This is a genomic window from Nitratifractor salsuginis DSM 16511, assembly GCF_000186245.1.
Lineage (GTDB): Bacteria > Campylobacterota > Campylobacteria > Campylobacterales > Sulfurovaceae > Nitratifractor > Nitratifractor salsuginis.
In genome coordinates, this window is the sequence record NC_014935.1 from 1,595,435 (window position 1) to 1,619,238 (window position 23,804).

Annotated in this window: 24 protein-coding genes; 7 read left to right on the top strand and 17 right to left on the bottom strand. The window is 53.2% G+C overall.

Annotated elements, in window-relative coordinates:
* Nucleotides 1-3: 3 nt before the first annotated feature.
* The 7 genes from NITSA_RS08100 to napA all read right to left on the bottom strand — a co-directional run bounded on the left by NITSA_RS08100 (nucleotide 4) and on the right by napA (nucleotide 7,157).
* Nucleotides 4-969, bottom strand: coding sequence for a WD40 repeat domain-containing protein (locus NITSA_RS08100; RefSeq protein WP_013554538.1), 966 nt, complete (start codon nucleotides 967-969; stop codon nucleotides 4-6).
* Nucleotides 969-1,346, bottom strand: a complete 378-nt coding sequence (locus tag NITSA_RS08105) for a hypothetical protein (protein ID WP_013554539.1) — start codon at nucleotides 1,344-1,346, stop codon at nucleotides 969-971. The genes NITSA_RS08100 and NITSA_RS08105 overlap by 1 nt, the downstream gene beginning before the upstream one ends.
* 87 nt (nucleotides 1,347-1,433) lie before the next feature.
* The gene (locus NITSA_RS08110; protein ID WP_013554540.1) at nucleotides 1,434-1,934 is read right to left on the bottom strand and encodes a 4Fe-4S binding protein; all 501 of its coding nucleotides are present in this window, start codon (nucleotides 1,932-1,934) and stop codon (nucleotides 1,434-1,436) included.
* Between the two features lie 2 nt (nucleotides 1,935-1,936).
* Entirely contained in the window at nucleotides 1,937-2,599 is a 663-nt protein-coding gene (locus NITSA_RS08115) for a nitrate reductase cytochrome c-type subunit (protein ID WP_013554541.1), read from the bottom strand.
* 15 nt (nucleotides 2,600-2,614) lie between these two features.
* A complete protein-coding gene (gene napH / locus NITSA_RS08120) occupies nucleotides 2,615-3,454 on the bottom strand; it encodes a quinol dehydrogenase ferredoxin subunit NapH (RefSeq protein WP_013554542.1) in 840 nt (279 codons plus the stop codon).
* A gap of 1 nt (nucleotide 3,455) precedes the next feature.
* The gene (gene napG, locus NITSA_RS08125) at nucleotides 3,456-4,307 is read right to left on the bottom strand and encodes a ferredoxin-type protein NapG (RefSeq protein WP_013554543.1); all 852 of its coding nucleotides are present in this window, start codon (nucleotides 4,305-4,307) and stop codon (nucleotides 3,456-3,458) included.
* Between the two features lie 15 nt (nucleotides 4,308-4,322).
* On the bottom strand, nucleotides 4,323-7,157 hold the full coding sequence (napA, locus tag NITSA_RS08130) for a nitrate reductase catalytic subunit NapA (RefSeq protein WP_013554544.1): 2,835 nt from the start codon (nucleotides 7,155-7,157) through the stop codon (nucleotides 4,323-4,325).
* Between the two features lie 154 nt (nucleotides 7,158-7,311).
* On the opposite strand from napA, the gene ahbA reads away from it, so the two are divergent.
* On the top strand, nucleotides 7,312-8,334 hold the full coding sequence (gene ahbA / locus NITSA_RS08135) for a siroheme decarboxylase subunit alpha (protein WP_245526294.1): 1,023 nt from the start codon (nucleotides 7,312-7,314) through the stop codon (nucleotides 8,332-8,334).
* Between the two features lie 134 nt (nucleotides 8,335-8,468).
* Here the strand turns inward: ahbA and NITSA_RS08140 are convergent, their stop codons facing one another.
* The 5 genes from NITSA_RS08140 to NITSA_RS08160 form a co-directional block, all read right to left on the bottom strand.
* Complete coding sequence (locus tag NITSA_RS08140; RefSeq protein ID WP_013554546.1) at nucleotides 8,469-9,170, bottom strand: Crp/Fnr family transcriptional regulator; 702 nt, start codon at nucleotides 9,168-9,170, stop codon at nucleotides 8,469-8,471.
* 117 nt (nucleotides 9,171-9,287) lie between these two features.
* The gene (gene cobA, locus NITSA_RS08145) at nucleotides 9,288-10,022 is read right to left on the bottom strand and encodes a uroporphyrinogen-III C-methyltransferase (RefSeq protein WP_013554547.1); all 735 of its coding nucleotides are present in this window, start codon (nucleotides 10,020-10,022) and stop codon (nucleotides 9,288-9,290) included.
* Nucleotides 10,023-10,138: 116 nt separating this feature from the next.
* Nucleotides 10,139-11,269: a radical SAM/SPASM domain-containing protein gene (locus NITSA_RS08150; protein ID WP_013554548.1), complete on the bottom strand. Its 1,131-nt coding sequence runs from the start codon at nucleotides 11,267-11,269 to the stop codon at nucleotides 10,139-10,141.
* Entirely contained in the window at nucleotides 11,270-12,409 is a 1,140-nt protein-coding gene (locus tag NITSA_RS08155) for a cytochrome D1 domain-containing protein (RefSeq protein WP_013554549.1), read from the bottom strand.
* Entirely contained in the window at nucleotides 12,406-12,729 is a 324-nt protein-coding gene (locus tag NITSA_RS08160; RefSeq protein WP_013554550.1) for a c-type cytochrome, read from the bottom strand. Before NITSA_RS08160 ends, NITSA_RS08155 begins: the two co-directional genes overlap by 4 nt.
* A gap of 151 nt (nucleotides 12,730-12,880) precedes the next feature.
* On the opposite strand from NITSA_RS08160, the gene NITSA_RS08165 reads away from it, so the two are divergent.
* The 5 genes from NITSA_RS08165 to NITSA_RS08185 all read left to right on the top strand — a co-directional run bounded on the left by NITSA_RS08165 (nucleotide 12,881) and on the right by NITSA_RS08185 (nucleotide 18,142).
* The gene (locus NITSA_RS08165) at nucleotides 12,881-14,539 is read left to right on the top strand and encodes a nitrite/sulfite reductase (protein WP_013554551.1); all 1,659 of its coding nucleotides are present in this window, start codon (nucleotides 12,881-12,883) and stop codon (nucleotides 14,537-14,539) included.
* A gap of 63 nt (nucleotides 14,540-14,602) precedes the next feature.
* Nucleotides 14,603-15,244: a paraquat-inducible protein A gene (locus NITSA_RS08170; RefSeq protein WP_013554552.1), complete on the top strand. Its 642-nt coding sequence runs from the start codon at nucleotides 14,603-14,605 to the stop codon at nucleotides 15,242-15,244.
* Complete coding sequence (locus NITSA_RS08175) at nucleotides 15,241-15,939, top strand: paraquat-inducible protein A (RefSeq protein ID WP_013554553.1); 699 nt, start codon at nucleotides 15,241-15,243, stop codon at nucleotides 15,937-15,939. Before NITSA_RS08170 ends, NITSA_RS08175 begins: the two co-directional genes overlap by 4 nt.
* Nucleotides 15,932-17,557 (top strand): PqiB family protein, encoded by a 1,626-nt coding sequence (locus NITSA_RS08180; protein WP_013554554.1) that lies wholly within the window; start codon nucleotides 15,932-15,934, stop codon nucleotides 17,555-17,557. Before NITSA_RS08175 ends, NITSA_RS08180 begins: the two co-directional genes overlap by 8 nt.
* A complete protein-coding gene (locus NITSA_RS08185) occupies nucleotides 17,558-18,142 on the top strand; it encodes a PqiC family protein (RefSeq protein WP_013554555.1) in 585 nt (194 codons plus the stop codon).
* Here NITSA_RS08185 and NITSA_RS08190 read toward each other — a convergent pair.
* From NITSA_RS08190 to thiS, 5 genes are all read right to left on the bottom strand, one after another.
* Nucleotides 18,127-19,419, bottom strand: a complete 1,293-nt coding sequence (locus NITSA_RS08190) for a GGDEF domain-containing response regulator (protein ID WP_013554556.1) — start codon at nucleotides 19,417-19,419, stop codon at nucleotides 18,127-18,129. The two genes, NITSA_RS08185 and NITSA_RS08190, sit on opposite strands and share 16 nt — an antisense overlap.
* Nucleotides 19,412-21,739 (bottom strand): transporter substrate-binding domain-containing protein, encoded by a 2,328-nt coding sequence (locus NITSA_RS08195; RefSeq protein ID WP_169308540.1) that lies wholly within the window; start codon nucleotides 21,737-21,739, stop codon nucleotides 19,412-19,414. The genes NITSA_RS08190 and NITSA_RS08195 overlap by 8 nt, the downstream gene beginning before the upstream one ends.
* 135 nt (nucleotides 21,740-21,874) lie before the next feature.
* Nucleotides 21,875-22,267, bottom strand: coding sequence for a Holliday junction resolvase RuvX (ruvX, locus tag NITSA_RS08200; RefSeq protein ID WP_013554558.1), 393 nt, complete (start codon nucleotides 22,265-22,267; stop codon nucleotides 21,875-21,877).
* Nucleotides 22,264-22,905 (bottom strand): phosphoribosyltransferase, encoded by a 642-nt coding sequence (locus NITSA_RS08205; protein ID WP_013554559.1) that lies wholly within the window; start codon nucleotides 22,903-22,905, stop codon nucleotides 22,264-22,266. Before NITSA_RS08205 ends, ruvX begins: the two co-directional genes overlap by 4 nt.
* A gap of 1 nt (nucleotide 22,906) precedes the next feature.
* Nucleotides 22,907-23,107, bottom strand: coding sequence for a sulfur carrier protein ThiS (thiS, locus tag NITSA_RS08210; RefSeq protein ID WP_013554560.1), 201 nt, complete (start codon nucleotides 23,105-23,107; stop codon nucleotides 22,907-22,909).
* Between the two features lie 153 nt (nucleotides 23,108-23,260).
* Between thiS and NITSA_RS08215 the strand changes: the two genes are divergently transcribed.
* Nucleotides 23,261-23,770, top strand: a complete 510-nt coding sequence (locus NITSA_RS08215) for a hypothetical protein (protein WP_013554561.1) — start codon at nucleotides 23,261-23,263, stop codon at nucleotides 23,768-23,770.
* Nucleotides 23,771-23,804: the final 34 nt, after the last annotated feature.

The window sequence follows — 23,804 nt, forward strand, 5'->3', positions numbered from 1 at the left end:
CTTTTATGGTTTGATTTTCCAGAGCATAATGCTCGGGTCGTGGCTGGCACTGAACAGCGTCGTCTCATCTTTGAACACGATCCGGGTCAGGATGCTTTTCTGCCCTTTGAGCAGGGCAAAAGGAGTTTTGGTATCCAAATGATAAAGGGTTATGGAGTTGTCATCGTGCATCGCATAGGCCGCTGTCTTGGCAGCAGGGCTGAGGGCGACGGCATAGATGAGGAAATCGCTTTTGAAATATCCATGCTCACCGGAGCTCAGATTATAGTAGGAAGCTCGTCGATCCTGCGCCCCGGCAATGACCCAATCCTGACGGATATCTACGCTGAAAACATTATCCACATGGAGTTTTTCGATCCGCTTGAGGATTTTTCCCGTCGCTGTCTCTATCACGGTCAATTCACCACTCTCGCAACCGAAAACCGCCCGCTTGCGCCGACTGTCCATCGAAAAATCGGAGAATTTCGATTCGCTGAGTTGCTCGCGGTAGAGCTCCTTGCCCGTCCCGATCTCGTAGAGGACCGCTTCATTGCCCAAAGTGGCATAGAGAATATGATTCTTATCGACAAAACGGGCTTTGACAATGCTATGGCGTTCTTCCGCCCCGAATAGCTTGGTGACTTTGCCATTTTCGAGGATCCGAAGATCGCTGAATCCCCCCTGCCCGCTGTCGCTGAGGATCAGATAGCGGCCGCCGAGCTCATCGACGCTGAAGACTTTATCGTCGATCTTGTCCCCCATGAAATCTTTCACCTGGGGGAGATGGAGCAGGGTTTCGACTTTGAAACTCTGTAGATCGATGCGCTGCAGACTGCCGTGGTCGGTCCCGGCGATCAGGGCACCGTCGTCGCTCAGGACGATATCGTTAACCGCTCCGTCGGCTTCGATCTGACGTTGGGGAGCGACTGTGGGCAAAGATCCCGCCATGACCAGGCCCAAAAGGGCGATCAGAGAAAAGAGATACCGCATTATGCCTCTCCTTCTTTTTTTTCACGGGCCAGAGTCTCCAGCACTTCCAGCACATGCGCAGCGATGCGCTCTTCATCCAGATCGCACTGCACGCCATAGAGATCCTCCTCGGCATCGAAAAAGTCTTCGAAGGCTTCGACCTTGGCCAACTCCTGAGGGATCTTTGCGAAGAGCTCTTCTCCGAAAGCCTCGGCGATCCGCTCCGGCAGATAGATCATCCAATTGTATTCGGTCGGATCAATCACATCCGCCTCGTCGGCCTCTTCCTCCACATTGGGGTCGACCACGACAAAATAGCGCCGTTCATCCAAATCCTCATCGTCGAAAAGCGACATCAAGGTCGGATAGTTTTGCAACAGTGTTTCACGTTCACGCATCAGTGCTCCTTTCATCGCATCCCTTTTCCTCGGAAACAACGAGTTGGGATATTGTAGCAAAGGAAGAGGAAAGCCTCTTGACCTAAGTCAGCCCAGAACACGATAGTCGATGGCCTGAGTCGGGCAGCGGCTCATACAAAACCCGCAGCCCGTGCAACGTTCCTCGTCGATGACCGGATTGTAAAGGCCGTTAAAAAGAATCGCGTCGTCGATGCAGGGCTCTTTGCAGGCAAAGCAGATGGTGTCGTGATGGGCCAGGCAGGCTTTCGGATCGATGCGGAAAAAGGCATTGACCCGCTCCGGCCCATCCGACAGGTTCAAAACCCCCGCTTCACAGGCTTCGGCACACGCTTCACAAAAGATGCACCCCTTCTCCGTCAGATTGAGCGTCGGAGTCCGGTCGGCGCGGATGACGATGATCTCCTCTTCACAGGCGGTGGCACAGGCGTGCGTTTCGCATGTAGGGCACCGGCTCTGAAAAAGAGAAAGATCCCCCGCATAGGGGGGGCGTAGAATTGCAGTTTCCTTCGGGGCTTCCTCCCGGACAGGACATGCCAGCGAGCGGAAAAACTCCCTCCGGTCCGCCATTCCTATTTGACCCCTTCGTCGATTACTTTGATCAGGTTGGAGCGCTTCTTCTGCTCGGCGTTTTTGAAGTCGGGCTTGAAGGTATTGCCCACCAGAGGCTTCACATTTGCCTGAGGCACGTGACACTGAGTACAATTGTAGCGAGCCGGATTGAGCTTCTTGAGCTTTTTGAACTTCGCCACTTTAACATCGGTCGCATTGGCGACCACTTTGCCGTCTTTGACAATATTGCCGTTCTTATCCAGCTTAGTGCTGGGGCGGAAGTCGACGAAGTGGCTCTCGGGTATAGGAGTCGCTCCGACACTCTTTGCGACGTTGGGCATGTGGCAGCCCAGGCACTGGTTGTTCTTGATGGTAATGGGTACCAGACCTTCGATGCTGTGGGGAATCAGCGGCGGTGCGTTGACATAGGAGCGCTCGAATTTGGGCGCAGCCCCAGGCGCGGGACGCTTATAGGTCACTGTCGGCAACGATCCATTGCCTGTCAGGTTTGTCGCTCCATAACTCAGCTGCTCCTCGGTCACGACCTTTTTGTTTCCAAGATCCTGCTTTTTGAGCATCTTGGCATCGTTGACCCCTTTGTTGATGTTGACATAATCCCCGGCGAAGAGCACCGCACCGGCGGCGACAACGCTGATTAGGGTGATTTTCATGGTTCGTTTCATTCTTTTCCTCCCGTTTTATTTTGCTAAGAAATTCCTCAACTCAAAGCCCAGCGCCTCGTCATCGCAGACGTCGACACAGCGGCCGCAGTTGGTGCATTCACCCTTGGAGACAAATTCGCTCCGTTTTCCGATCATTCCCAGGACTTCCACCTCGGGACAGACATTTTTACATTTCATACAGAGGGTGCAGTTGTCACTGTTGTGCTTGACCCGGATCAGACTGTACTTCCCAATCACGGAGTAGACACCGCCCAGGGGGCAGATGTGACCGCACCATCCGTTCTTGACCGCAAAAAGGTCAAAAAGAAAGATCGCCACCAGCAGACCGATCCCGGCCCCCAGAGCGAAGCCCACGGACCCTTCGACGACCTGGATCCCGAAGACAACGTTCCGGTTGAAGATCGTGATGGGACTGACGATCTCGAAGGCCGCCAGACCTGTGACCGCCGAAACGATAAGCGCCAGAACGATCATGTAATAGCGCACATTGCGGGAGATCCAAATCTTCCGTTCGATTCGGTCGATTAGGAGCTTCCGACGCAGCCACGCCGCCAGATCGGTGATCATATTGACCGGGCAGACCCAACTGCAGAAAGCCCGTCCGCCGATGATGGCATAGAAGAGCGTGATGATCGCCGCTCCGATGAGGACATTGACCCCCACGACCGCACCGGTCGCAAAAATTTGCAACACGGCGAAGGGATCGCTCAGAGGGATTTTGCCCAGCACCAACGAGGTGGAGAGATCCCCCTGAAGCACTTTCCAGCCGTACCAGCTTCCCATGAAATAGAGCACGAGCAGTCCGATCTGGACAATCCGGCGAAGAATGAGGTATTTGATATTACTCCACTTCATCTCAGTACTCCACTCCCTTGTTCAGGTAATCCATGGGATTCTTGGCACTGCGCTTGTCATGGGTGGTGACATCCTTGCCGACGCGTTCCTTGACACGCTGCTGATCTTTTTTGTCCCACCCTTTGACATAGTGGGCCCCCGGTTTACCCAGGGCAATCTCACGGGGCAGGACGCGAATGGCCGGTTTTTCGGTCACACAAGCCTTTTCGCACAATCCGCAGCCGGTGCAGGCGTGCATATCCACCACCGGTTTGAGAAAGGCGTGTTTGCCGGTGCGCTCGTTTTTGTCGTATTCCAGGCGCAAAGCTTTGTCCATCAGAGGACAGGCGCGGTAGCAGGCGTCACACTGCAGGCCCCAGAAGGCGATGCAGGAGTTTTGATCGACGACCGCCAGCCCCATATCCATCATCGTATAGTCCAGCTCCCCCGTTTTGGGGTTGGTGACTTTGGTCAGATCCAGCGCGCCCGTCGGGCACGCCACGACACAGGGGATATCGTCACACATATAACAGGGGACATCCCTGGGAATGAAAAAGGGAGTCCCGATGGTCACATCGTCCTGGGCTCTGGCCATCTTGATCGTTCCGGGACGGGGCTCGCCCGTATCCCGGTCGATATTGCTGGGGCGATTGAAACAGGCCTCGGCACAAAGACCGCACTTGATGCAGGTCTTGAGAAAATCAGGCTCATCCAGCGCCGCGGGAGGTCGGAGTGTCAGTGGGGAGCTCTTGGCTTTTTCGGCATAGCCGGCCCAGAGCAATCCCCCCATGATCCCCAATCCCGTGGCATAGGCGAAATCCGTCAGGAACCTCCGCCGGGAGCTGATCGTCACTTTTTTGGCCTTTTCGCCCACGCTTTATCCTTTCAATCAGGCTTTATAGATCTTAACCGCACACTTCTTGTAGTCGGTCTGCTTGGACATCGGACAGGTCGCATCCAGGGTGACCTTGTTGATGAGAACCCGCTCATCGAACCAGGGCACGAAGACCAGACCGCGAGGAGGCCGGTTCCGTCCGCGGGTTTCGACACGGACCTTGACCTTGCCGCGGCGGGACTCGACCCAGACCAGGTCACCGTTTTTCAAGCCGCGTTTCTTGGCATCTTTGGGGTTCATGTAGCAGAGTGCCTCGGGCACGGCCCGGAAGAGCTCGGGAACCCGCATGGTCATCGTACCGCTGTGCCAATGCTCCAGAACCCGTCCGGTACAGAGCCAGGTATCGTACTCTTTGTCCGGCATTTCCGGGGGATCCATGTAGGGCCGAGCAAAGATCTTGGCTTTGTTGGCCAGGGACTTCTTCTTCTTGTCTTTGACGCCCCGGAGATCTCCGCTGGGCAGTTTCTTGGCCAGAGGACCGTAGAAGGCGAAGTCTTTGAGCCCTGCCTCTTTGGCGTGCTTGGCGGCATAGGGGTCGTATTTGACGTTGAAGCGCCAGAAGGTCTCCTTGCCGTTGACGACCGGCCATTTGAGACCGCGAACCTTATGATAGGTCACGAAGTCGGCCAGGTCGTGTCCATGACCACGGCCGAAGCTGGCGTACTCTTCCCAGAGATACTGATGGAGCATGAAGCCATAGCCCTTGAAGACTTTACCGTCGCTGCCGACAACGTTACGCTTGTCGCCCAGACACTCACTGTTGTCGAAGCCCTTTTGCGGGAACTTGTTCAGATCGATGGGATATTGCTTCTTGGCCCGCTCGTTGGCATAGAGGATCTCATACATCGTCGTATCAGGCTTGTATCCCATCTTCTCGGCCGCTTTGCGGACATCGGGAAGCTTCTTGCCGTTGCGCAGGGTATAGGGACCCCAGAGGTCGTTGACGGTAAAGCGCTTGGAGAGCTCGACCCACTGCCAGGTGTCGCTCATGGCATGGCCGACCGGCAGTACCTGCTGGCGCCAGTGCTGTGTCCGGCGCTCGGCGTTACCATAGGCACCCCACTTCTCGTAGATCATCGCGCTGGGCAGAACCAGGTCGGAGACCATCGCTGAGATTCCGGGATAACCGTCGGAGGTTACGATGAAGTTGTCCATCTCCCGGGCGGCTTTGATCCAGTGGCGGGCGTTGGCGCTGTCCTGATAGGGGTTACAGACGTTGGCCCAGGCGAACTTGACCACACCGTCTTCGATGTCGCGGTGGATCTTCATAATATGCTGATTGCCCACCGGGTTGAGGGTTCCCTCGGGGATATGCCAAATCTTCTCGGCGATCTTGCGGTGCTTGGGGTTCTTGACCATCAGGTCCGCCGGCAGGCGGTGGGCGAAGGTTCCGACCTCACGGGCGGTACCGCACGCCGAAGGCTGACCGGTCAGGGAGTAAGCACCGTTTCCGGGCTTGGCCTGCTTGTTGAGCAGGAAGTGGACGTTGTAGCTGAGGGTGTTGTCCCAGCTTCCCCGGGTGTGCTGGTTCATTCCCATGGTCCAGAAGGAGACGACTTTGCGATCCTTTTCGATGTAGAGATCGGCCAGCATTTTCAGCTTTTTCTTGAAGGATTCGAGATCCTCGTCCGGATCTCCTTTGGCGAGTTTGGCAACATAGTCAAGCGTAAAGGGCTCCAGAGACTTCTTGTACTCTTCGAAGCTGATCATCCAGTGCTTGAGGGTACCCGGAGTGTTCTTCATCTCGTCGCCGGCTTTGTATCCGTAGGGCTCCAGGGCAGGGCCTTCGAACTCGGAGACTTTTTTGGCCATCTCTTTACGAACGATCTCCATCTCTTTGGCGCTGTATTTACCTGCCGAACCGTCGGGGCGGACAGGCGTCAGAGACTTTTCACCCTTGCGACGCATGCCGTAACCGATGTTGACGGGACCGACGGCAAAGACAATGTGTTGCTTGACAAAGTCCCAATCGATCGCTTCGGGATGGTTGTAGACGATCTCCCGGGCGACATAGTTCCAGAGTGCCACGTCGGTCTGAGGACGGAAGATAATATTGAAATCGCTCAGGTCGCAGCTCCGGTGGGTATAGGTCTGGATATTAACGACTTTGACCCGCTCGGGGTCAGAGAGCTTGCGATCGGAAACACGGGACCAGAGGATGGGGTGCATCTCGGCCATGTTCGATCCCCAGCTGATAATGGTATCCGTCAGCTCGATGTCATCGTAACATCCGGAGGGTTCGTCGATTCCGAAGGTCTGATAGAAGCCGACGACCGCCGACGCCATACAGTGGCGGGCGTTGGGGTCGATGGCGTTGGAGCGGAAGCCCGCCTTCATCATCTTCTGTGCGGCGTATCCCTCCATAATGGTGTACTGACCGGAACCGAAGACGGCGACCCCCTCGGGACCGCTCTCTTTGAGGGCTCTACGGATGTGCTTCTCCATCTCGTCGAAAGCACGCTTCCAGCTGACGGGGCGGAATTTACCCTTCTTGTCGAATTCGCCCTTGTCATTCATCCGGAGCAGAGGCACCTTGAGGCGGTCGGCTCCGTACATGATCTTGGCGGTGAAGTATCCTTTGATACAGTTCAGACCGCGGTTGACCGGTGCGGCGGGGTCTCCCTTGACGGCAACGATCTTACCGCCCTTGGTAGCGACCATAATCCCGCATCCGGTTCCACAGAAGCGGCAGACAGCCTTATCCCAGCGCCAGCCCTCTTCTCCTTTTGCCGCGGCAGCCTGGACCTCGGAAGGGACCGTGATGCCTACGGCACTGGCGGCAGCTGCTGCTGCCGAACTCTTCAAAAAATCTCGTCGATTCATTCCCATTGTAACCTCCTGTGAATTTACGGGATGCTCACATTTTACTCCGATGCATTTGATGAAAAGTTGACATAAATCAATTTGAAGAATGAGGAGAATTGTCTTTATACATTGACAGGTATCAAGAGCGTAGAGACTTTCCTTGAGTACAATTTATTTTATGATTAACCAAAAGGAGTCGAAGATGCGGGAGGAGCTGCTTTACCGAATGCAAAACGCCTTTCCCCTCACCGCACGTCCCTTCCAGGTGCTGGGGGAAGAGCTGGGGGCCAGCGAAGAGGAGGTCCTGAGTGAAGTCCGGCGCCTCAAGGAGGAGGGGATCATCCGTCAAACCTCCGCCATCTTCGATACCAAAAAACTGGGATACCATTCGTCGCTGGTGGCGTTCAAAGTCCCGGAAGAGCGGATCGAAACGGCTGCCGAGATCATCAATTCCCACCCCGGTGTCAGCCATAACTATCTGCGCAACCACGATTTCAACATCTGGTTTACCCTGGCCGTCCTTCCCGACTCCCGTATGGGGCTCCTCGGGACGGTCCAGAAACTCAAAGAACTCACCCAGGCGGACGAATCGATCATCCTCCCGACTCTGAAGATGTTCAAAATCTCCGTCAAACTCGATACGACAGGGAAACAGAGCAAAAAGGAGCGGGTCCATAAGAAGGAGCTCAAGCCGATCAGGATGAGAGCCAGGCACTTCGCGGCGATCCGGGAATTGCAAAAGGACATCCCCGTCATCGCAGAACCCTTCGCCCCGGCCATAGAACGGCTCAATATGAGTTACGACGAACTCTTCGCTCTGGCGAAGGAGCTCCAGGAAGCCGGGGTGATGCGCCGCTTCGCCACCATCCTCAACCACCGCAAAGCCGGCTTCACCGCCAACGCCATGAGCGTCTGGAACGTCCCCGAAGATCAGGCAGAAGAGTTGGGAAAGAAAATCGCGGAGTTTCGGGCGGTCAGCCACTGCTACCTACGCCCCAAATACCCCAACTGGCCCTACAACCTCTTCGCGATGGTCCACGCCCAGAGCCAGGAAGCCTGTGACGAGCTCATCGACGAGATCGCCCGGGAGACCGGGCTCAAAGAGTACGGCAAACTCTACTCCACCCGTGAATTCAAGAAAAAGAGACTGGTCTATTTCGATCCCGCCTTCGAAGAATGGGAACGGAAATATGAAGGATAAGAAGTCGCACGCCGCAAGCACGGGCCTTCGGCCCTCACTTCATAATTTGTGTTAGGTGCTACGTGTTACGTGTTACGTAAATATCAACGCTCACCACAATTCGGTTACTCATTACTCCGTTACTCGGTTACTCGTTATTCAAGTCCCATCTGCTGCTTGAAATCGGCAATACAGTTGGTGCAAGTCTTGATCTTATTGCTTTCGATGACCCGGTCCAGCGCTACAGGATCGAGCACTTTGACTTCGTGGGTTTTGCCGATTTCGATCAGGCCCTCTTTTTTCATCTTCTTGAAGATCCGGGAGAGGGTCTCGGGAGTCAGGTTGAGAATGGAGGCGACTTCGTTGTATTTGAGTTTACTGAAGATTTCACTGTTTTCCAGGAGCATCTTGGCCACTTTCGCCTCGGAAGAGTAGATCGTCTCTTTGTGAATCAACGAGGAGAGGACCATGATCTTGGAAGTGAGGGATTTGATGATCTCCAGGGAGAAATCGCTGTTGGAAAGGTTTTTGTAAATGATCTCATAGGGGATCAGGGCCATTTTCCCCTCGGTGACGAATTCACAGGTGGCGGGAAAAGGCATCTTCTCGAAACAGGCATACTCTCCCACGACCGCCGGAGCTTCAAAGCGGTTGATCTGAACCTGGGTCCCTTTGGGAGAGGTCTTGTAGAGTTTGACGGTCCCTTCGATCACCACATAGAGATACTCTCCCCGATCCCCCTCGTAGAAGACAATCCCATCCTTCCCATAGCTACGGACAATAGTATGCTCTTTGAGCTCGGTCACGTTCTGATCGGATAGATTGGAAAAGAGTTGTATCTCGCGCAGGTCATACATAGGCAATTATCCTTCTCAATGAAGAAGAATTGTAGCAGAGATTCCTGAGCCGGCTATAAAAAAATTCATAGTATTTCAATTGAAGCTCTTGGTGACAGCATCCCCAAGGACCCGAAGCTACTCGGCAAACCACCGGAGCGTCTCGCGAAGCTCGACCACCTTGCCGACGACAATCAGAGCCGGGGTCGGGATCCCGGCTTCCTTCACTCGGGCATATATGTTTTCCAGGGTTCCGACGACACATTGCTGCTCCGGTGTCGTTCCCCGGGAGATCACGGCGGCCGGTGTGGCAGGGTCCCGCCCGATGCGAATGAGGTTTTCGGCGATTTTGCTCAGATTGTGCAGCCCCATGAGAAAAATGATCGTCTCATCGCTCTTCATACTCTCCCAGTCTACCTGGGACTGCTCTTTGTTGGGAGCTTCATGCCCGGTGACGACCTTGAAAGAGACCGCCACACCACGATGGGTCACCGGGATGCCGGCATAGGCGGGTACGGAGATAGCCGAGGTAACTCCGGGGATGAATTCGTAGGCGATTCCCCGCTCTTTGAGATAGGCCGCCTCTTCCCCTCCCCGGCCAAAGACCAGCGGGTCCCCGCCTTTGAGCCGGACAACGGTTTCGTGCTCGAGGGCATTTTGGTAAATCACTTCGTTGATCTGATCCTGAGGCAGCGTATGGCGGCCATCCTCTTTGCCCACATAGACAAATTTACAGCCATCCTTGGCTTCGTCGAGAATCTTCGGATTGGCCAGGCGATCGTAAATGATCACATCCGCCTGCCGAACGACGCGAAGGGCCTTGACCGTCAAAAGATCGATATCGCCGGGACCCGCACCTGTAAGATAAACCATCATTCCTCCAAGTAATGAGTAACTAGTAACTAGTAACTAGTAACTAGTAACTAGAAATTTTTTCCATTTTATCATCGATCCGATGGAGCCAAAAAAAAATTCTCCATCCTCAATCTTCAATCTTCCATCCCTGTTATCTCAGCCATGCTGAGATAACAGGAGGGGTCTTCAGCCCAGAGATCTCCGTGGATCGCCCATGCCCGGCTGCGGCTGCCTCCGTTGCAAATGTCGATCACGCCGCAATCGGCGCATTTTCCCGAGAGCTTACGGGAATGCTCCCGCAGACGTGTGAGCAACTCATTCTCCTGATCCAGCCAAATCTCGCTGAAGGGCCGCTCGGTCATATTGCCGATGATATAGGGAAAGAATGGGTCGGGTTTGACATTGCCTTTCCAATCGATATTGACCAGTTTGCGACCGGCGCTGTTGCCGCCCCAGTTTCGCAGGCGCCGGGCCATCTCCCCTCCCAGCTCGGGGTAGCGCTCGGCGAACTTTTCGAGAAAGAGGATCGCATCCATCTCCATATTGCCGGTGACGATATCGATTTTGCGTCCCTCGTCGTGGTATTGGAAGGCTTTGTCGATGATGAACTCCACATACGTGCGGCGTTCTTCGGGCGTGATGTCGATCTTGAGATTCTCCAAGCCCCGTCCGCTGTATACCAGATGGGAGATGTAGATCTTGTCCACGCCGATCCGTTCGGCCAAATCAAAGATCTCGTAGAAGCTCCCCTGGGTCTCTTTGGTCAGGGTGAAACGGATCCCCGCATTGCCGCCGTGCTGCTGAATCAGGGCGATGGCATCCAGGCTGCGGCGATAAGCCCCTTCCAGACCCCTGAAAGCATCGTGGACCTCTTCGATACCGTCGATGCTGATCCCGATGTAGTTGAAGGTCTCGATGATCCGGTCGACATTCTTTTCACTCACATAGAGGCCGTTGGTGGAGAGGTAAGTGATGATCCCCGCCCGGCGCATCGCATCGGCGATGGTGAAGATATCTTTGCGGATCAGGGGCTCTCCCCCGCTGAAGATCACAAAGCGCACTCCCGCTTTGAGTAGCTCGGGGATCGCCCCGAGGATGAACTCCGTCGAGAGAAAATCTTCGCTGTTGGGATCGGCATAGCTGTAGCAGTGACGGCAGGCGAGGTTGCAGCGGTTGGTGAAATTCCAGATGGCGATGGAGCCGTCCAGCGAACGCTCCGGCTTACCTGCCGTCACCGAATCGATCAGGTTCGAGAGCCGGAACACTTAATGACTCACTTTGCGGATTTTGGGGGCGGGCTCGTCGGGCGCTTCGAAGAGGAAGATCCCCGAAGGTTTGGGCACCGGCCACATGAAGTGCTTCCACCACTTTTTGGGATCGGGGTCAGTCGTATGGTATGCCAGGACCTCGTTTTTGGTATTGACGCTGAAGTAGATCTCCGGTTCATCCTTGGACCAGCGCAGATGAAGGATCCAGCCCGGGAAGTGGAAAGTCCGGGCGATCTTGAACGTTTTGGCATCGATGATCTGCACATAGGGGAAATCTTTGCCGCTGAAGGAGACCGCCAGCCACTTTTTGTCGGGGCTGAGGGCGGTAAAGACGGGATTTCCCTTGACGTCGATGGCTCTCACCGGCTTGAAATCGTGATCGAAGACAAAGACCTTTTTGGCCCCGACCGCCGGGACGAAGAAGTAGCGGTCCGAAATGCTCCAGAATCCGAAATGGGGGACTTTGAGAATCCGATCTTTCCGGCCCAGGTCCAGGGGAATCTTTTTGTAGGTCATCGTATCGAGATTGAGCAGCCCCACCGCCGGAGAGTTGAAAAGCCCGGCGACATAGAGGTTTTTGTGGATCATCGCGTCGAAGGGGACTTTACCGATATTCTCGAACTTTTTGTAGAGCACGAAGTGGGGTTTGCCCTTGCCCTCATTCGCATCTTTCATCACCCAGATCTGATCCTTGTCCATCAATTCGAAGATGAGATAATTTTTGTAATTCTTGATCCCGACGTTCCGGCTGCCGGTCTTGATGCTCTCGATGGGGTTGAGATCGCGGTCGAGCACTTCGACGGTCTTGTTGTCATAGTTGGCCACGGCCAGGTAGTTGTCCCCGATGATGAATCCGATGGCGCTCTTGGAAGTCTTGTACTCTTTGAGCTTTTTGTTGTGTATAGGGTCGAACTTGATCACATAGCCATCGCGGGTGATGACGTAACCGTCGTTGCCTTTGAATTTCACCACCGCGTGGTTGAAATTGTGCATATTCTTGATTTCGTCATAGAGGAGATTGTGATCGATCACCGCCAAGGCGGAGTTTTCCCGCTCCACGACGAAGATCTTCTCCCGGGCACTCAAAGTACCGAAGAGTGCGGCCAGCAAAATGACGAGCAGTAGGGGTTTTCTCATTTTTTATCCTTGAAAAGCATAATAAAGTCGGTCAGAGCCTGAATCTGGGTGGCATTGAGATCATTGAAAGCCGGCATGGAGTTTCGGGCATAGCCCAGGGTTTTGGAGACCCGCTCGGGATCGACGATCTGAGCCATGATCTCTTCCCGGCTCCGTTTGTTGGCTATCGAATGAAAAGAGGGTCCGAAGGCTTCCGCCGTCTGATGGTGGCAGCCCCAGCAATACTCCTTGAAGAGGCGATACCCCGGAGTTCCCTCTCCCACATTGGCGGCCTGGAGCATCCAGGACAGACACAAAGCTGCCAAAACGACTCTTTTCATCTCGGATCTCTCCTTTTCGATAACCTTCAAACTGTTTCGACGGTATGATAACAGCTCTTCATTGAGGACCTGTTGACAGATATCAAAGCTTCTCTATAAAAGTAGAGAGTAGAATTCACTTTAAGATAATTATCAAAGTAGAGAACCTCCTGTGAAACAAGCAAATGAGCCAAAGCTGAACAAGATCGAACGCTACAAAAGAGAGCTTCCTCCCGCCGACTTTTCACCTGAGCGTGTCAAAGATTGGCAAAACGTGGACGAACGGTGCCGGTTCTATCTGAAAAATTTCGGCCTTTACAACAACAAGCTTCGTCCCGATCTCTGGATGATCCGTCTTCGCTTCGACGGAGGCCTCATCACGCCCGAGGCCCTCAAACTACTTGCCCGGATCGCACGACAGGAAACAGCCCGCCTCCTCCTGACCGCTCGGGGGCAGATGGAGCTTCACGACCTCAGGGCCGGCCGGGTCCTGCCCCTCTGGCGGGAGCTCAAAGCTGCCGGGCTGCAAACGTGCCAAGTCATTTCCGACAATTTTCGGGGCATCGTTATCGATCCTCTCGACGGCCTCGCCTCCGACAACCGCATCGAATGTCTATCCATCCTACAGGAGATCAGAGAGCGGGTCGTGGGCAAGCGTGAGTGGATCGGCACCCTCCCCCGCAAATTCAACACGGCCCTCATCGGCAGAGAGGCTCCCTCGTTCAACCCTTGGGGGAACGACCTCCTCCTGGCCCTGGCCCGCGATGGAGATCGATGGGGGTTTAACCTCTATCTGGGGGGTAAAAACAGTGAGACCGCCCGGGAGGCCGATATCTTCTGCCCTCCCGAAAGTGCGGCGGACCTTTTTGAAGCGGTCGCCAAAGTCTATCGGGAACACGGCCCGAGAGGCAGCCGCTCCAAAACCCGCCTCTTTCACCTCATCGAAGAGGTGGGAATGCCTCAAATCCGTGTGTGGATCGAAGAGGAGTCGGGCACTCCCCTGCCCCGGGCGGGAGAGCTCAGGATGCAAAGCAGCCACCGCAACCGAGACCATCTCCTCCCTATCCGCCGCTACGGCCGCCACGGAGAGATCAGCCCCGAGGAACTCGAAAAAGCCGTCCAAGAGGCCCAAAGCCACGAACACACCCTCCGTCTGACTCCCCACCAGGAACTCTGGGCTTTCGATCCGGACCTGGTCCATCAAGAAATTCAAAATCCCAAATCCAAAATCCCAAATCACGCTTCTACCGGAAGCGTAACCGCGTGTGCCGGCTCCCGCTACTGCCCCCTCTCCCTCTGGGACATCAAAGAAGACCTGGCGCTCCTCCCCCTGGGACGTCTGGAAAAGCTGGGGGTGAGCCTCGGATTCAGCGGCTGCCTCAAAGGGTGCGGACGACACTACCACAGCGATCTGGGGCTCATCGGCCTGCGCACCAACCTCTATGCCGAAACCGAACGGGCGGCACGGATCTTCCTGGGAGCGCTCCAGGCACCCGAGCCTATGCCGGCGCGGATGCTCTACTACTCTGTGCCCCTGCGCAGACTCGGTGAATTGCTCCATACGATCCTCGATGATTATGAAGCCTCGGACAGGGCGGATTTCGAAACCTTCAGCCGAGAAGTTCTCGCACGCTACTCCATCGAGACTTTGCAGTTGTGGTATCTCGTCCGCCAACTCCATGAGCTCCCCAATAATCTCGTTGAGTTATTCTACGCAGGCGACGAATTCGTGCTCCTGTCAAAGATCGATGAACTCCCGGATATGCCGCAAAACCCCGAACTCTACGAAAAAATCAAACAACTCAGCCACCGCCTCTGGGATCTCGTTTGAGCCCTTCTGAATGCAACGGAACATTTTTGGATAAAATACTTCAAAATAAAGAACGGAAGTGGAATGAAATCACATTATGTCTGTTGCGAAGAGTGTGATGAGATCAGTCGCCTTCCCTATCCCCATCGCCCCGGAGTCTATCGCTGCCCCAATTGCCGTCATACACTTTTCCGATACTCTCCGGGGATGGTCGAGAAACTCTACGCTTTGAGTTTCGCCGCTTTGATCCTCTTTATGATCACCAATCTCTTTCCTTTTTTGAGCTTCGAAGTGATGGGGAACAAAGCGGAAGCCACCTTTACCACCGCATTCATTTATCTCTACAAAGAGGGGGATTACCTCATTGCCCTGGCGCTGCTGATGACGACGCTGGTGGTCCCGGCGATGCGGATCCTGCTGCTGCTCTTTCTGACCGGCCCCATCTATCATCGCATCGTTCCACGCTACGCATCGACGATGCTCAAGATTTTCGAAGCCATCACCCCGTGGGGGATGCTGGATGTCTTTCTGGTCGCCATCCTGGTCTCCATCGTCAAACTCGTCAAGATGGGGACGATCATCCCGGGAACTTCCCTTTGGGCCTTTGGCGCAATGGTCTTTGTCCTGGCCTATATGCAGATGATCTTCGATCCCCATCCCCTCTGGGACCTGATCGACAGAGCCCGCGGCCGGGAACCCGACCTTCCCAGGAAGAGTGAACGATGAGAGGGATCGATGCAGGCTATGGACGCTGTGAAAGCTGCGGGCAGCTCCTTCGTTTTCCTCCGCCTTTTCGGGGTGCCCGCACGGCACTTTGCCCCCGGTGCGGAAGTACGGTCCATCTCCGGCGGCCCGCTTCGATCCAGAACACCTGGGCGCTGGTACTCGCCAGCATTGTCTTTTATATTCCGGCCAACCTCCTGCCGATGATGCATGTCCACACCTTCGCGGGCTCGTCATCCGATACCATTATGAGCGGGATCATCTACTTCCTCGAGAGCGGTTCTTACCTCATCGGGATCGTCATTTTCATCGCCAGTATCTTCGTTCCCACCGTCAAAATCTTCATTCTGATCTATCTACTGCTTTCGATACAACGGGGTTGGCATCATGATCCGATACGCCGGCAAAAGCTCTATCTCTTCACCGAAATCATCGGCCGCTGGTCTATGGTCGATGTCTTCGTCGTCTCCATTATGATCGCCCTAGTCCATTTTAGAGGCTTGAGCGAAATCCGAACGGGACTGGGAGCACTTTTCTTCCTTCTGGTCGTCATCAGTACCATGCTCGCCGCTATGACCTTTGACCCCAGGCTGATCTGGGATCAAATCGAATTCAAGGCTTCCTCAAGGGATCTTTTAAAGCGGGATTCGGCATCCATTCAGTATGATGCACCATCAAAAAAGGATCTTCATGGCTGAGTCCCCCCTTCAACGTCCTCCGGGAGAAGAGTATGTCCGCGAAGCGATCTGGAGTCGCAAAAGGCATCATTTTTCTCCCGTTTGGATCGTCCCGATTGTCGCGCTGATTATTGGAGCGGTCCTCGTTTGGCAAAATCTGAGCCAGCGCGGGCCGGCTGTTCAGATCCTTTTCAAATCGGCGGCGGGGATCACCCCGGGAAAATCGGTCGTCAAATACAAAGATGTCATCGTCGGGAAAGTCGAGGACGTCCGTTTCAGCGACGACCTGGGCTCGGTCATTGTTACCGCCAGATTGACCAAAGAGATGCGTCCCTACCTCAGCGAAAAAACCCTTTTCTGGATCGTCCACGCCCGTCTGAGCGCTGATTCCGTCGAGGGCTTGGATACCCTCCTCTCCGGGGCCTATATCAGTATGGACCCGCATAAAGGCAAAGAGTCGGTCCGACGCTTCAAAGGTCTGGTCAATCCCCCCGTGATTACCGACCGGACTCCCGGAAAACGGTTCATCCTCGAAGCCCAAAGCAAAGGCTCCCTCCAAATCGGTTCCCCGGTTTACTACAAACAGCTCAAAGCGGGAACTGTCGTCTCCTACCACTTGGCACCCAACGGCAGAACCGTCCTGATCGATGTCTTTATCCAAAAACCTTTCAGTGATCTCATTACCGACACGACCCGGTTTTGGAACGCCAGTGGTATCGATGCCCACATCGGTGCTGACGGAGTCGAAATCCGTACCGAATCCCTCACCGCCATTCTTTCGGGGGGAATCGCCTTCGACAATTTCGAAGTCTTCGGACCCGGCAGTAGGGTACAGGACGGGCATCATTTCGTCCTCTACAATACGATCAAAGAGGCCAGGAAGGTCACGTACACCCGGGAACTTTACTTCTGGGTCTACTTCAACGAGTCAGTTCGCGGACTCAAAGCCGGTGCCCCGGTGGAGTTTAGAGGGGTCAAAGTGGGTGAAGTGGTCAATCTCTTCCTCGTCGGCGATGTCAAAACCGCCAATTTCAAAATCCCCATCCTAATCAAGATTGAGCCGGAACGCTTCACGATCACCGGACGGGAGCGCAATGCCAGTAAGGGGATGGATCCAAAGGTCTTCAAGGCCCTGGTGGACAAAGGCCTCCGGGCGCAGCTTCAGAGTGCCAACCTCCTCACCGGTTCTTTGCTGATCAACCTAGATTTCCATCCCGACGCTCCCAAGGCAAACCTTATCAAAGAGAATGGTCTCTATGTCTTTCCCAGTGTCCCCGCTACGATCGAGACACTCAAAAACAATGTCCAATCGATTCTGAACAATCTGGCCGCCATCCCCTTCAAAGAGATCGGGGAAGAGACCCGTCAGATCCTTGGCGATGTCAGACAGAAGACGCTCCCCGGTTTCGACGCGACGCTTCAGGGGGTCAACCGGGAGCTGCTGCCCTCCTTTGTCAAGCTGATCGATCAAAGCAATCAAACCCTGGAAGAGATCCGCAAAAATTATCTCGACACCAATGCGCAGATCCACCGCCAAATGCTGAAACTGATGAATGAAATCGAAGAGACCAGCCGGTCCATACGTGAACTCAGCAACTATCTGAACCGGCATCCGGAATCTCTGATAAGAGGACGCTAAATGAAGAAACTGACTCTGTTATCTTTTGCTCTGCTCACCCTCTTTTTGGCAGGGTGCAGCAGCCGATCCGAATACTACCGCCTCCAGCCCCGTCTGCAACCTCATCGGGATGTCACTCCCCTTTCCACTCGGCACATTGTAGGAATCGGGGAAGTGCAGGTAACCGACTATCTTCAGCAAAAGGCCCTCACCCTGCGCCTAGGCCCCAGCCGATTGAAAGTCAAAGAAAACGCTCTCTGGGCTGGGTCTTTGGACAAAAATATCCAAAAAGTCCTCCAGCACAATCTGGCCCAACTGGTCCCTGACTATACCTTTCTCTCCTACCCCTGGGAAGAGCCTCTCTCGGACCGGACCCGGATTTATGTGACTGTTGACCGTTTCGACGGTGACAGCAACGGCACCGTGGTGCTGGAGGGGCATTGGAGTCTCGTCGACCGGGAAAAAGACCGAATGGTTTTAGGTGAAGATTTTCATTATATGCAGAGAGGAGCGGCGAACCTCCCCGGCATCGTCGCCACGCAAAATCGCCTCCTGGAGCGGCTCAGCCGTCGGATCGCATCGAGGATTCGTCAGCGAACCCGTTGACGCCGTTCATAAAAAACCCTATTCCGCCCCAAATTCTTGGCCTGATAGAGTGCTTTATCCGCACGACGAAACATTTTGTGAGCATCCCGGGCATCCTCTTCCGGATTGAGGGTCGATACACCGCAACTGCAGTGGAGTTGCACTCCGTTTTCGTACTTTATTTCCATAATCTTTCGACGGATCTCTTCGGCCAACTCTATTGCCTCATCCAAGCTTCTCTGACTCAAAACGACAAACTCTTCTCCTCCCCAACGCGCCAGAAAATCTTTGGGACCGATACACTGTTCCAAAACCCTGGCAACATCCGTCAAAACCTTATCTCCAAAATCGTGCCCATACCGATCATTAATGGCTTTGAAATGATCCAGGTCGATTAAAATCATACTCAGTTGCCCATTCTCGCTGAGCGCTTTTGGGATCAAACTCTCGAATTTACGGTTGAAAGCAAAGCGATTGTTTAGCCCGGTCAATTCATCTCTTTTGGCCTGTTTACGATAAAAATCCCTCGAAGAGATCAACTCAGTAATTTCAGAGAGCGCCACAATCCGATGACCGGTCTCCGGATTTGATGAGAGAGAGACGTTGTAGAAAGTCTCAGAGTCTTCAAAGGGTTTTTTCAATGCCACAATTCGACGGGATGAGGGAAGCGCTTCAATCTCTCGTACCCATTCAAACTCTTCTCTACTTTCCGGAGCGAACCCTTCTTCCCAATCAACCATATATTGGGCAAGAGATGGAAGCTTTTGGCGGCACATTTCCAATGAATCACACCCTATGTATTCCAAATACCCTCTGTTGAGAAAAATTGCTTTCATTTGCCGATCGAGGACAACAAGCATATTGCCTTTGATAGCAGAAATCTCTTCCATAATGATTCGTTGCTGCTCGACGCGCCTTTCCAACTCTATTTGATGCTCAATTTGCCGAATCTTATCTTCCAAAAGTTCAAGATTGATCGGTTTTAGGAGGTAATGATCTACCTTGAGTTCAATCGCCTTCATAAGAAAACGAGTGTCACTGTGAGCTGTCGTAACAATAATGGCTTGGGAGGGGTTGATCTCTTTGATCTGGCGGATCATCTGTGAGCCGTGCATTCCCGGCATCTCCAAATCGGTTATGACGATATCGGGTTGATGCTCCCGATAGAGTTTCAATCCCTCTTCACCGTTTTCTGCGGTCAAAACTCCTCCGGAAGCTACGTGACGCAGATAATAGCCCAATTCTTCCCGTATCCCTTCCTCATCTTCTACAAAAAGAATCTTTAGCTCACTATTCATTGTTTCTATCCTCAAAATCAAGTATCACGCGCAACCCTTCCTCTCCATTCTCAACTCGGATCTTCCCGCCGAATTTTTTCTCTATAATTTCTTTAGAAATATAAAGTCCGATTCCCGTTCCTCCCGGTTTGGTGGTAAAATCAGCTTCAAAGAGCCGATTGAGTAACCCTTCATCTGCTACGCCGCCGGCACTATCTTCGAAAACGATTTGCCGATTCTTCAATATTACCCGAATCCATCGTGCTCCGCCTTTTTTATGTTCAAGCGCCTCTTTGGAATTGGTAATCAAACTGAGGAATATCTGCTGGAATTCACTTTTGATGCCCTCGAGCTCGAAATCGTCACCTTCAATCCCCCTAAACTCTATCCCGTTATTCCTCAGATCCAGAGAATAAATAGCAAATATGGCTTTGATTGCTTCCCGGACACTAAATTGTTTTTTCCCTTCCCTGTTATGGAAAAAATTTCTGAAATCTTCGATTGTCTGATTAAGGAAATTGATTCGATCCAGGTTTTTCCCGACAAAACGATCAATAAATTCCTCATCAACTTCCCCATCCCGGTAACGGTATTTCAGGTTTTGAAGGCTAAGCGCCAGGGAGTTGAGCGGCTGACGCCACTGATGGGCGATCACTCCGATCATCTCCCCAAGAACCGCAAGTTTCTCTCTTTCCCGGATCATTGTACGCTGAGCTACGACTTCCTCCGTGGCCTTTTGAACCTCCTTCGTCAATAACTTGTTGTGGCCCTTTAGCAACCAATGTCGATAGAGCAGAAGGATTACCAGGATCAAAACGACACTCAGAGCAAGATAGAGTTTTTTATAATCAAAGGGTTCAATCAATTTCTTTTGACCGATCCAGTAATTATAAAGAGCATTTTTTTCTACCGGATTGATGGTGGCCAGTGCCCCATCCAACTTGTGTAAAAGCTCGGGCTCCTTTTTTGTGACGGCTACGGAGAGCCGGTATTTCATCTCGGTATAACCGGCGACTCTCAAATTCTTTAGATTGAATCGGTTGATGTAATAAGCAGCAACAGGTATCGTGGCGATGGTGGCGTAAGCTTCCCCTTCGGCAACTTTTTGCAAGGACTCCAGATAATTTTTAGTCTCGATGATTTTCATAGTAGGATAGAGCTGCTTGAGCCGGCTGATGAGCCCCGAACCCCTTTTCCGGGCAATTGTCTTATCAGCCAATTCGGAGAGATTATTGACGAGCGGTTTATCCTTGCGCGTGATGATCACCAAACGGTAAGAGAGATAAGGCCGGGTAAAACGAGCATATTCTTTACGCTCCTTGGTAGCTATAGCCGCCGGCAGGATTTCGCATTTACCCTCTTTTAGATATTGTTGGGACTCGACCCAACTTCGCGTCGGAACATTACGAAACTCCACATTGAGTTTATTTTCGACTAGACGTAATGTATCGATGGCGATTCCGGTCATACGGCTCATATTTCCGTCCTTGGCAAACTCGATCGGTTCCCAATTGGGATTGTTGCACATCAAAACCACTCGTTTATGTCGATAAGGTTTTATCTGTGTCCCCACCGCTTTGAGCCGATCCGGATTCTGAGGAGATTTATCCAACCATTTCTTTGACAAAGCCTCCAGCTCCCGATTATCAATCGTATACATCGCCTTCTGGATAATATCCCTGAGCATTTTGAGTTTGGGCCCTGTGGCGATGCTTAATCCTCGCTCCATACGCTTATCCGTCAGAACCGAAATATGGCGAATTAGGATCTTTTCTCTTTGAATCAGCGCTTTGGCGACACTATAACTGGCAATCGTAGCGTCACTCTCATTGTTCTCCACCGAGTGTAAGCAATCGAGAAGAGAAGGTTTCGTTTTGAGAAGTATTTCGGGGTAATAGGTTTCAAGAAAATGGTGGATAAAAAAATCTTTAGGAACGCACACCTTCTTACCCATTAAATCGTTCATCGTATTGATCGATAGATCTTCCGTAAAAATCGCTTTGCGGGTAGAGGCATAGGGTTCAGTAAAATGGAGGGATTCTCCTCGTTGGGGAGTATAAATGACATTGAGCATCACATCGAGCTTCCCCTCCTTGATCATCTTTATAAATTCACTCCAAGTTGGCCCGTGGATGTATCGGACTTTCACACCGAGTCTCTTGGCCAGGAGGTTCATATAATCGATGGAGAGCCCCTGGGCTTTACCGTCCTTGTAAAAATTGTAGGGAGGATAATCCATTTCGTTATGAACGGTAATGACAGGATGTTTTTTGAGAAATGCTTTCTCCTGATTACTCAAGTGCAAACTGTTTTCCGCCAAAAGCGGAAGAATCAGGGCCAAAAAAAAGAACCATATTTTATTGAGAAACACACAACCCCTTTGCTTACATTATTGATATATCGATGAATGGCTCTATTACTGAGCTCTTTTATCGGATCTTCCGTTCATTTGCTCTTCGATTTTTTTTCGGCTCGCTTAACTTCGTTCTAGCCATCGCTCGAGGATAATCTGAGCCGCCAGGGAATCGATCCGGCCATCGCGTTTCTGGCGAATCGCCCCTTGCATCCGTTCTTTGGCCTCTTCGGAGCTTCCGGCTTCATCCTGATAATGAACCTCCATCTGCGGAGGAAGTTCGAGTAAACTGACGAAATGGCGGATCCGCCGCTCCATCTCCTCTTCGCTGCTTCCTCCCCTTGGTAAACCGACCACTAGCAGATCGACTTTCCACTCCCTCAGAAAATCGCTCAACTCCTTCGCCGCCTGTTTCCGCCCTCGGCGCTCGATGGCCCGTTGGGGCAGTACGATCCGCCCATCGGGGCTGATGGCCACGCCGATACGCTTGAGCCCCACATCGACTGCCGCAATCACTCCCCGGCCTCCGGATGGCGTCTCAATGTTGCAATCACCTCTTCGTCGTCGAGCTGGTGGAAATCCTCGTAGAAACGGCCTACGGCGATGAGATTGTCCGATGCGTGCAGCACGACCACCCGGTCGGCCGTCTGCTCCAGCAGAGGCAGGATCTCCGAAGGGGCCACCGGCACAGCGACGATCACTTCGGCAGCTCCCGCCTGTTTAAGCGCCTGCACCGCCAAAAACATCGACGATCCCGTCGCGATCCCGTCATCGACCAGGATCACCCGCTTGCCGGAAAAATCCGGGACTTTACGTCCATAGAGGGCGCGTTTTTCCGCCATTTGACTCAGCTTCTCCTTCGCCCGGCGCCGTAGATACTCTTCGCTGACTCCCAGGGCTTTGACCGCTTCGCTGTTGACCTGCATCAGCCCGGTTTCGCTCACGGCTCCGATCCCCGCCTCCTCATTGTAGGGGCTGGGGATCTTCTTGACGAAAAAGATATCCAACGGCAGATGCAAAGCCTCGGCGATGGGCTCCGCTACTGCCACCCCGCCTCTGGGCAGGGCCACCACTACCGTATCGGGAGCTTCCCGGTAAGCCTCCAGGCGCTCCGCCAGCAAGCGTCCCGCCTCTTCCCTCGTTTTGAAAATCATCTCATCCTCCTCCGACAAAATGCAGCAGTTCCACCCGGTCATCCTCTTGGAGCCGATGCCGGGGCCACCGGTCCTTTTTGACGATCTCCATATTGACCGCCGCCGCCATCACTTTTTTGCCGATCCCCAATTCCTTTATCAACGCTTCGAGCGTTGTTCCCGATTCGATCTCCCGTCGTTCACCGTTCACGGTCACTGTCATTGATCCGCCTCTCTTCCCACGTTTTTTTATCCATAAAGTTTACGTTTTTTTTCGACTTTTTGCAATGCTTTCGATCCCTCCGTTTTCATTTCAAAGATCAAGCATACTCTGGGTAGAATAGCACAGATTTATCATACAGGAGTGGGTAGGCTTATGAGAAAAAAAGTGAAGATCGCCATCTTGGGCATCGGAGGGATTCTACTCTTTAGCGGATGCGCGCCGAGGCTCCCCGCTCCTCCGGCTCTGACCGATCAAAACCGAAGTGTCCATCGCGTAATGTGGGAAGATACTTCCGGCGTAGAGAAGAACTATTCACTCAAACCCGAGCCCTACTCCATCGACTCGGGCCAGAAGGACCCGGAGCTCCTCGGGCCCCAAAGCACTCTCAAAAAGAGACTTCCCGGCGACGAAGAGAGCCTTGCCGGCAGTGAGATGGTCGAAACCACTCAGGCAACGACTCCGCAAAGCGCTTCCGCCGAGGAAGAGACTTTCCTCGCCAGGGATGAGCAAAAAACACCTGCAACTTCCCGGCCTGCTATGACCCGCAGCCGCTGCATCGAACTCATCGGTCAAAGCGACTTTGACAAATATACCCGTCAATTCGGCAGCGAAGAGGCCGCGCTGCGCAAATGCATCATCCTCGAGAGGGTTCAGAAGAGATAGGCTCCGTCGGCTGATCCACTCGCTTCCCCTCTCA

Bases quoted from the DNA above. Each gene is read 5' to 3' on its own strand.
- NITSA_RS08100 (WP_013554538.1), bottom strand. From the start codon at position 969: ATGCGGTATCTCTTTTCTCTGATCGCCCTTTTGGGCCTGGTCATGGCG.
- NITSA_RS08105 (WP_013554539.1), bottom strand. From the start codon at position 1,346: ATGCGTGAACGTGAAACACTGTTGCAAAACTATCCGACCTTGATGTCG.
- NITSA_RS08110 (WP_013554540.1), bottom strand. From the start codon at position 1,934: ATGGCGGACCGGAGGGAGTTTTTCCGCTCGCTGGCATGTCCTGTCCGG.
- NITSA_RS08115 (WP_013554541.1), bottom strand. From the start codon at position 2,599: ATGAAACGAACCATGAAAATCACCCTAATCAGCGTTGTCGCCGCCGGT.
- napH (WP_013554542.1), bottom strand. From the start codon at position 3,454: ATGAAGTGGAGTAATATCAAATACCTCATTCTTCGCCGGATTGTCCAG.
- napA (WP_013554544.1), bottom strand. From the start codon at position 7,157: ATGGGAATGAATCGACGAGATTTTTTGAAGAGTTCGGCAGCAGCAGCT.
- ahbA (WP_245526294.1), top strand. From the start codon at position 7,312: ATGATTAACCAAAAGGAGTCGAAGATGCGGGAGGAGCTGCTTTACCGA.
- NITSA_RS08140 (WP_013554546.1), bottom strand. From the start codon at position 9,170: ATGTATGACCTGCGCGAGATACAACTCTTTTCCAATCTATCCGATCAG.
- cobA (WP_013554547.1), bottom strand. From the start codon at position 10,022: ATGGTTTATCTTACAGGTGCGGGTCCCGGCGATATCGATCTTTTGACG.
- NITSA_RS08155 (WP_013554549.1), bottom strand. From the start codon at position 12,409: ATGAGAAAACCCCTACTGCTCGTCATTTTGCTGGCCGCACTCTTCGGT.
- NITSA_RS08160 (WP_013554550.1), bottom strand. From the start codon at position 12,729: ATGAAAAGAGTCGTTTTGGCAGCTTTGTGTCTGTCCTGGATGCTCCAG.
- NITSA_RS08170 (WP_013554552.1), top strand. From the start codon at position 14,603: ATGAAATCACATTATGTCTGTTGCGAAGAGTGTGATGAGATCAGTCGC.
- NITSA_RS08175 (WP_013554553.1), top strand. From the start codon at position 15,241: ATGAGAGGGATCGATGCAGGCTATGGACGCTGTGAAAGCTGCGGGCAG.
- NITSA_RS08180 (WP_013554554.1), top strand. From the start codon at position 15,932: ATGGCTGAGTCCCCCCTTCAACGTCCTCCGGGAGAAGAGTATGTCCGC.
- NITSA_RS08185 (WP_013554555.1), top strand. From the start codon at position 17,558: ATGAAGAAACTGACTCTGTTATCTTTTGCTCTGCTCACCCTCTTTTTG.
- NITSA_RS08190 (WP_013554556.1), bottom strand. From the start codon at position 19,419: ATGAATAGTGAGCTAAAGATTCTTTTTGTAGAAGATGAGGAAGGGATA.
- NITSA_RS08205 (WP_013554559.1), bottom strand. From the start codon at position 22,905: ATGATTTTCAAAACGAGGGAAGAGGCGGGACGCTTGCTGGCGGAGCGC.
- thiS (WP_013554560.1), bottom strand. From the start codon at position 23,107: ATGACAGTGACCGTGAACGGTGAACGACGGGAGATCGAATCGGGAACA.
- NITSA_RS08215 (WP_013554561.1), top strand. From the start codon at position 23,261: ATGAGAAAAAAAGTGAAGATCGCCATCTTGGGCATCGGAGGGATTCTA.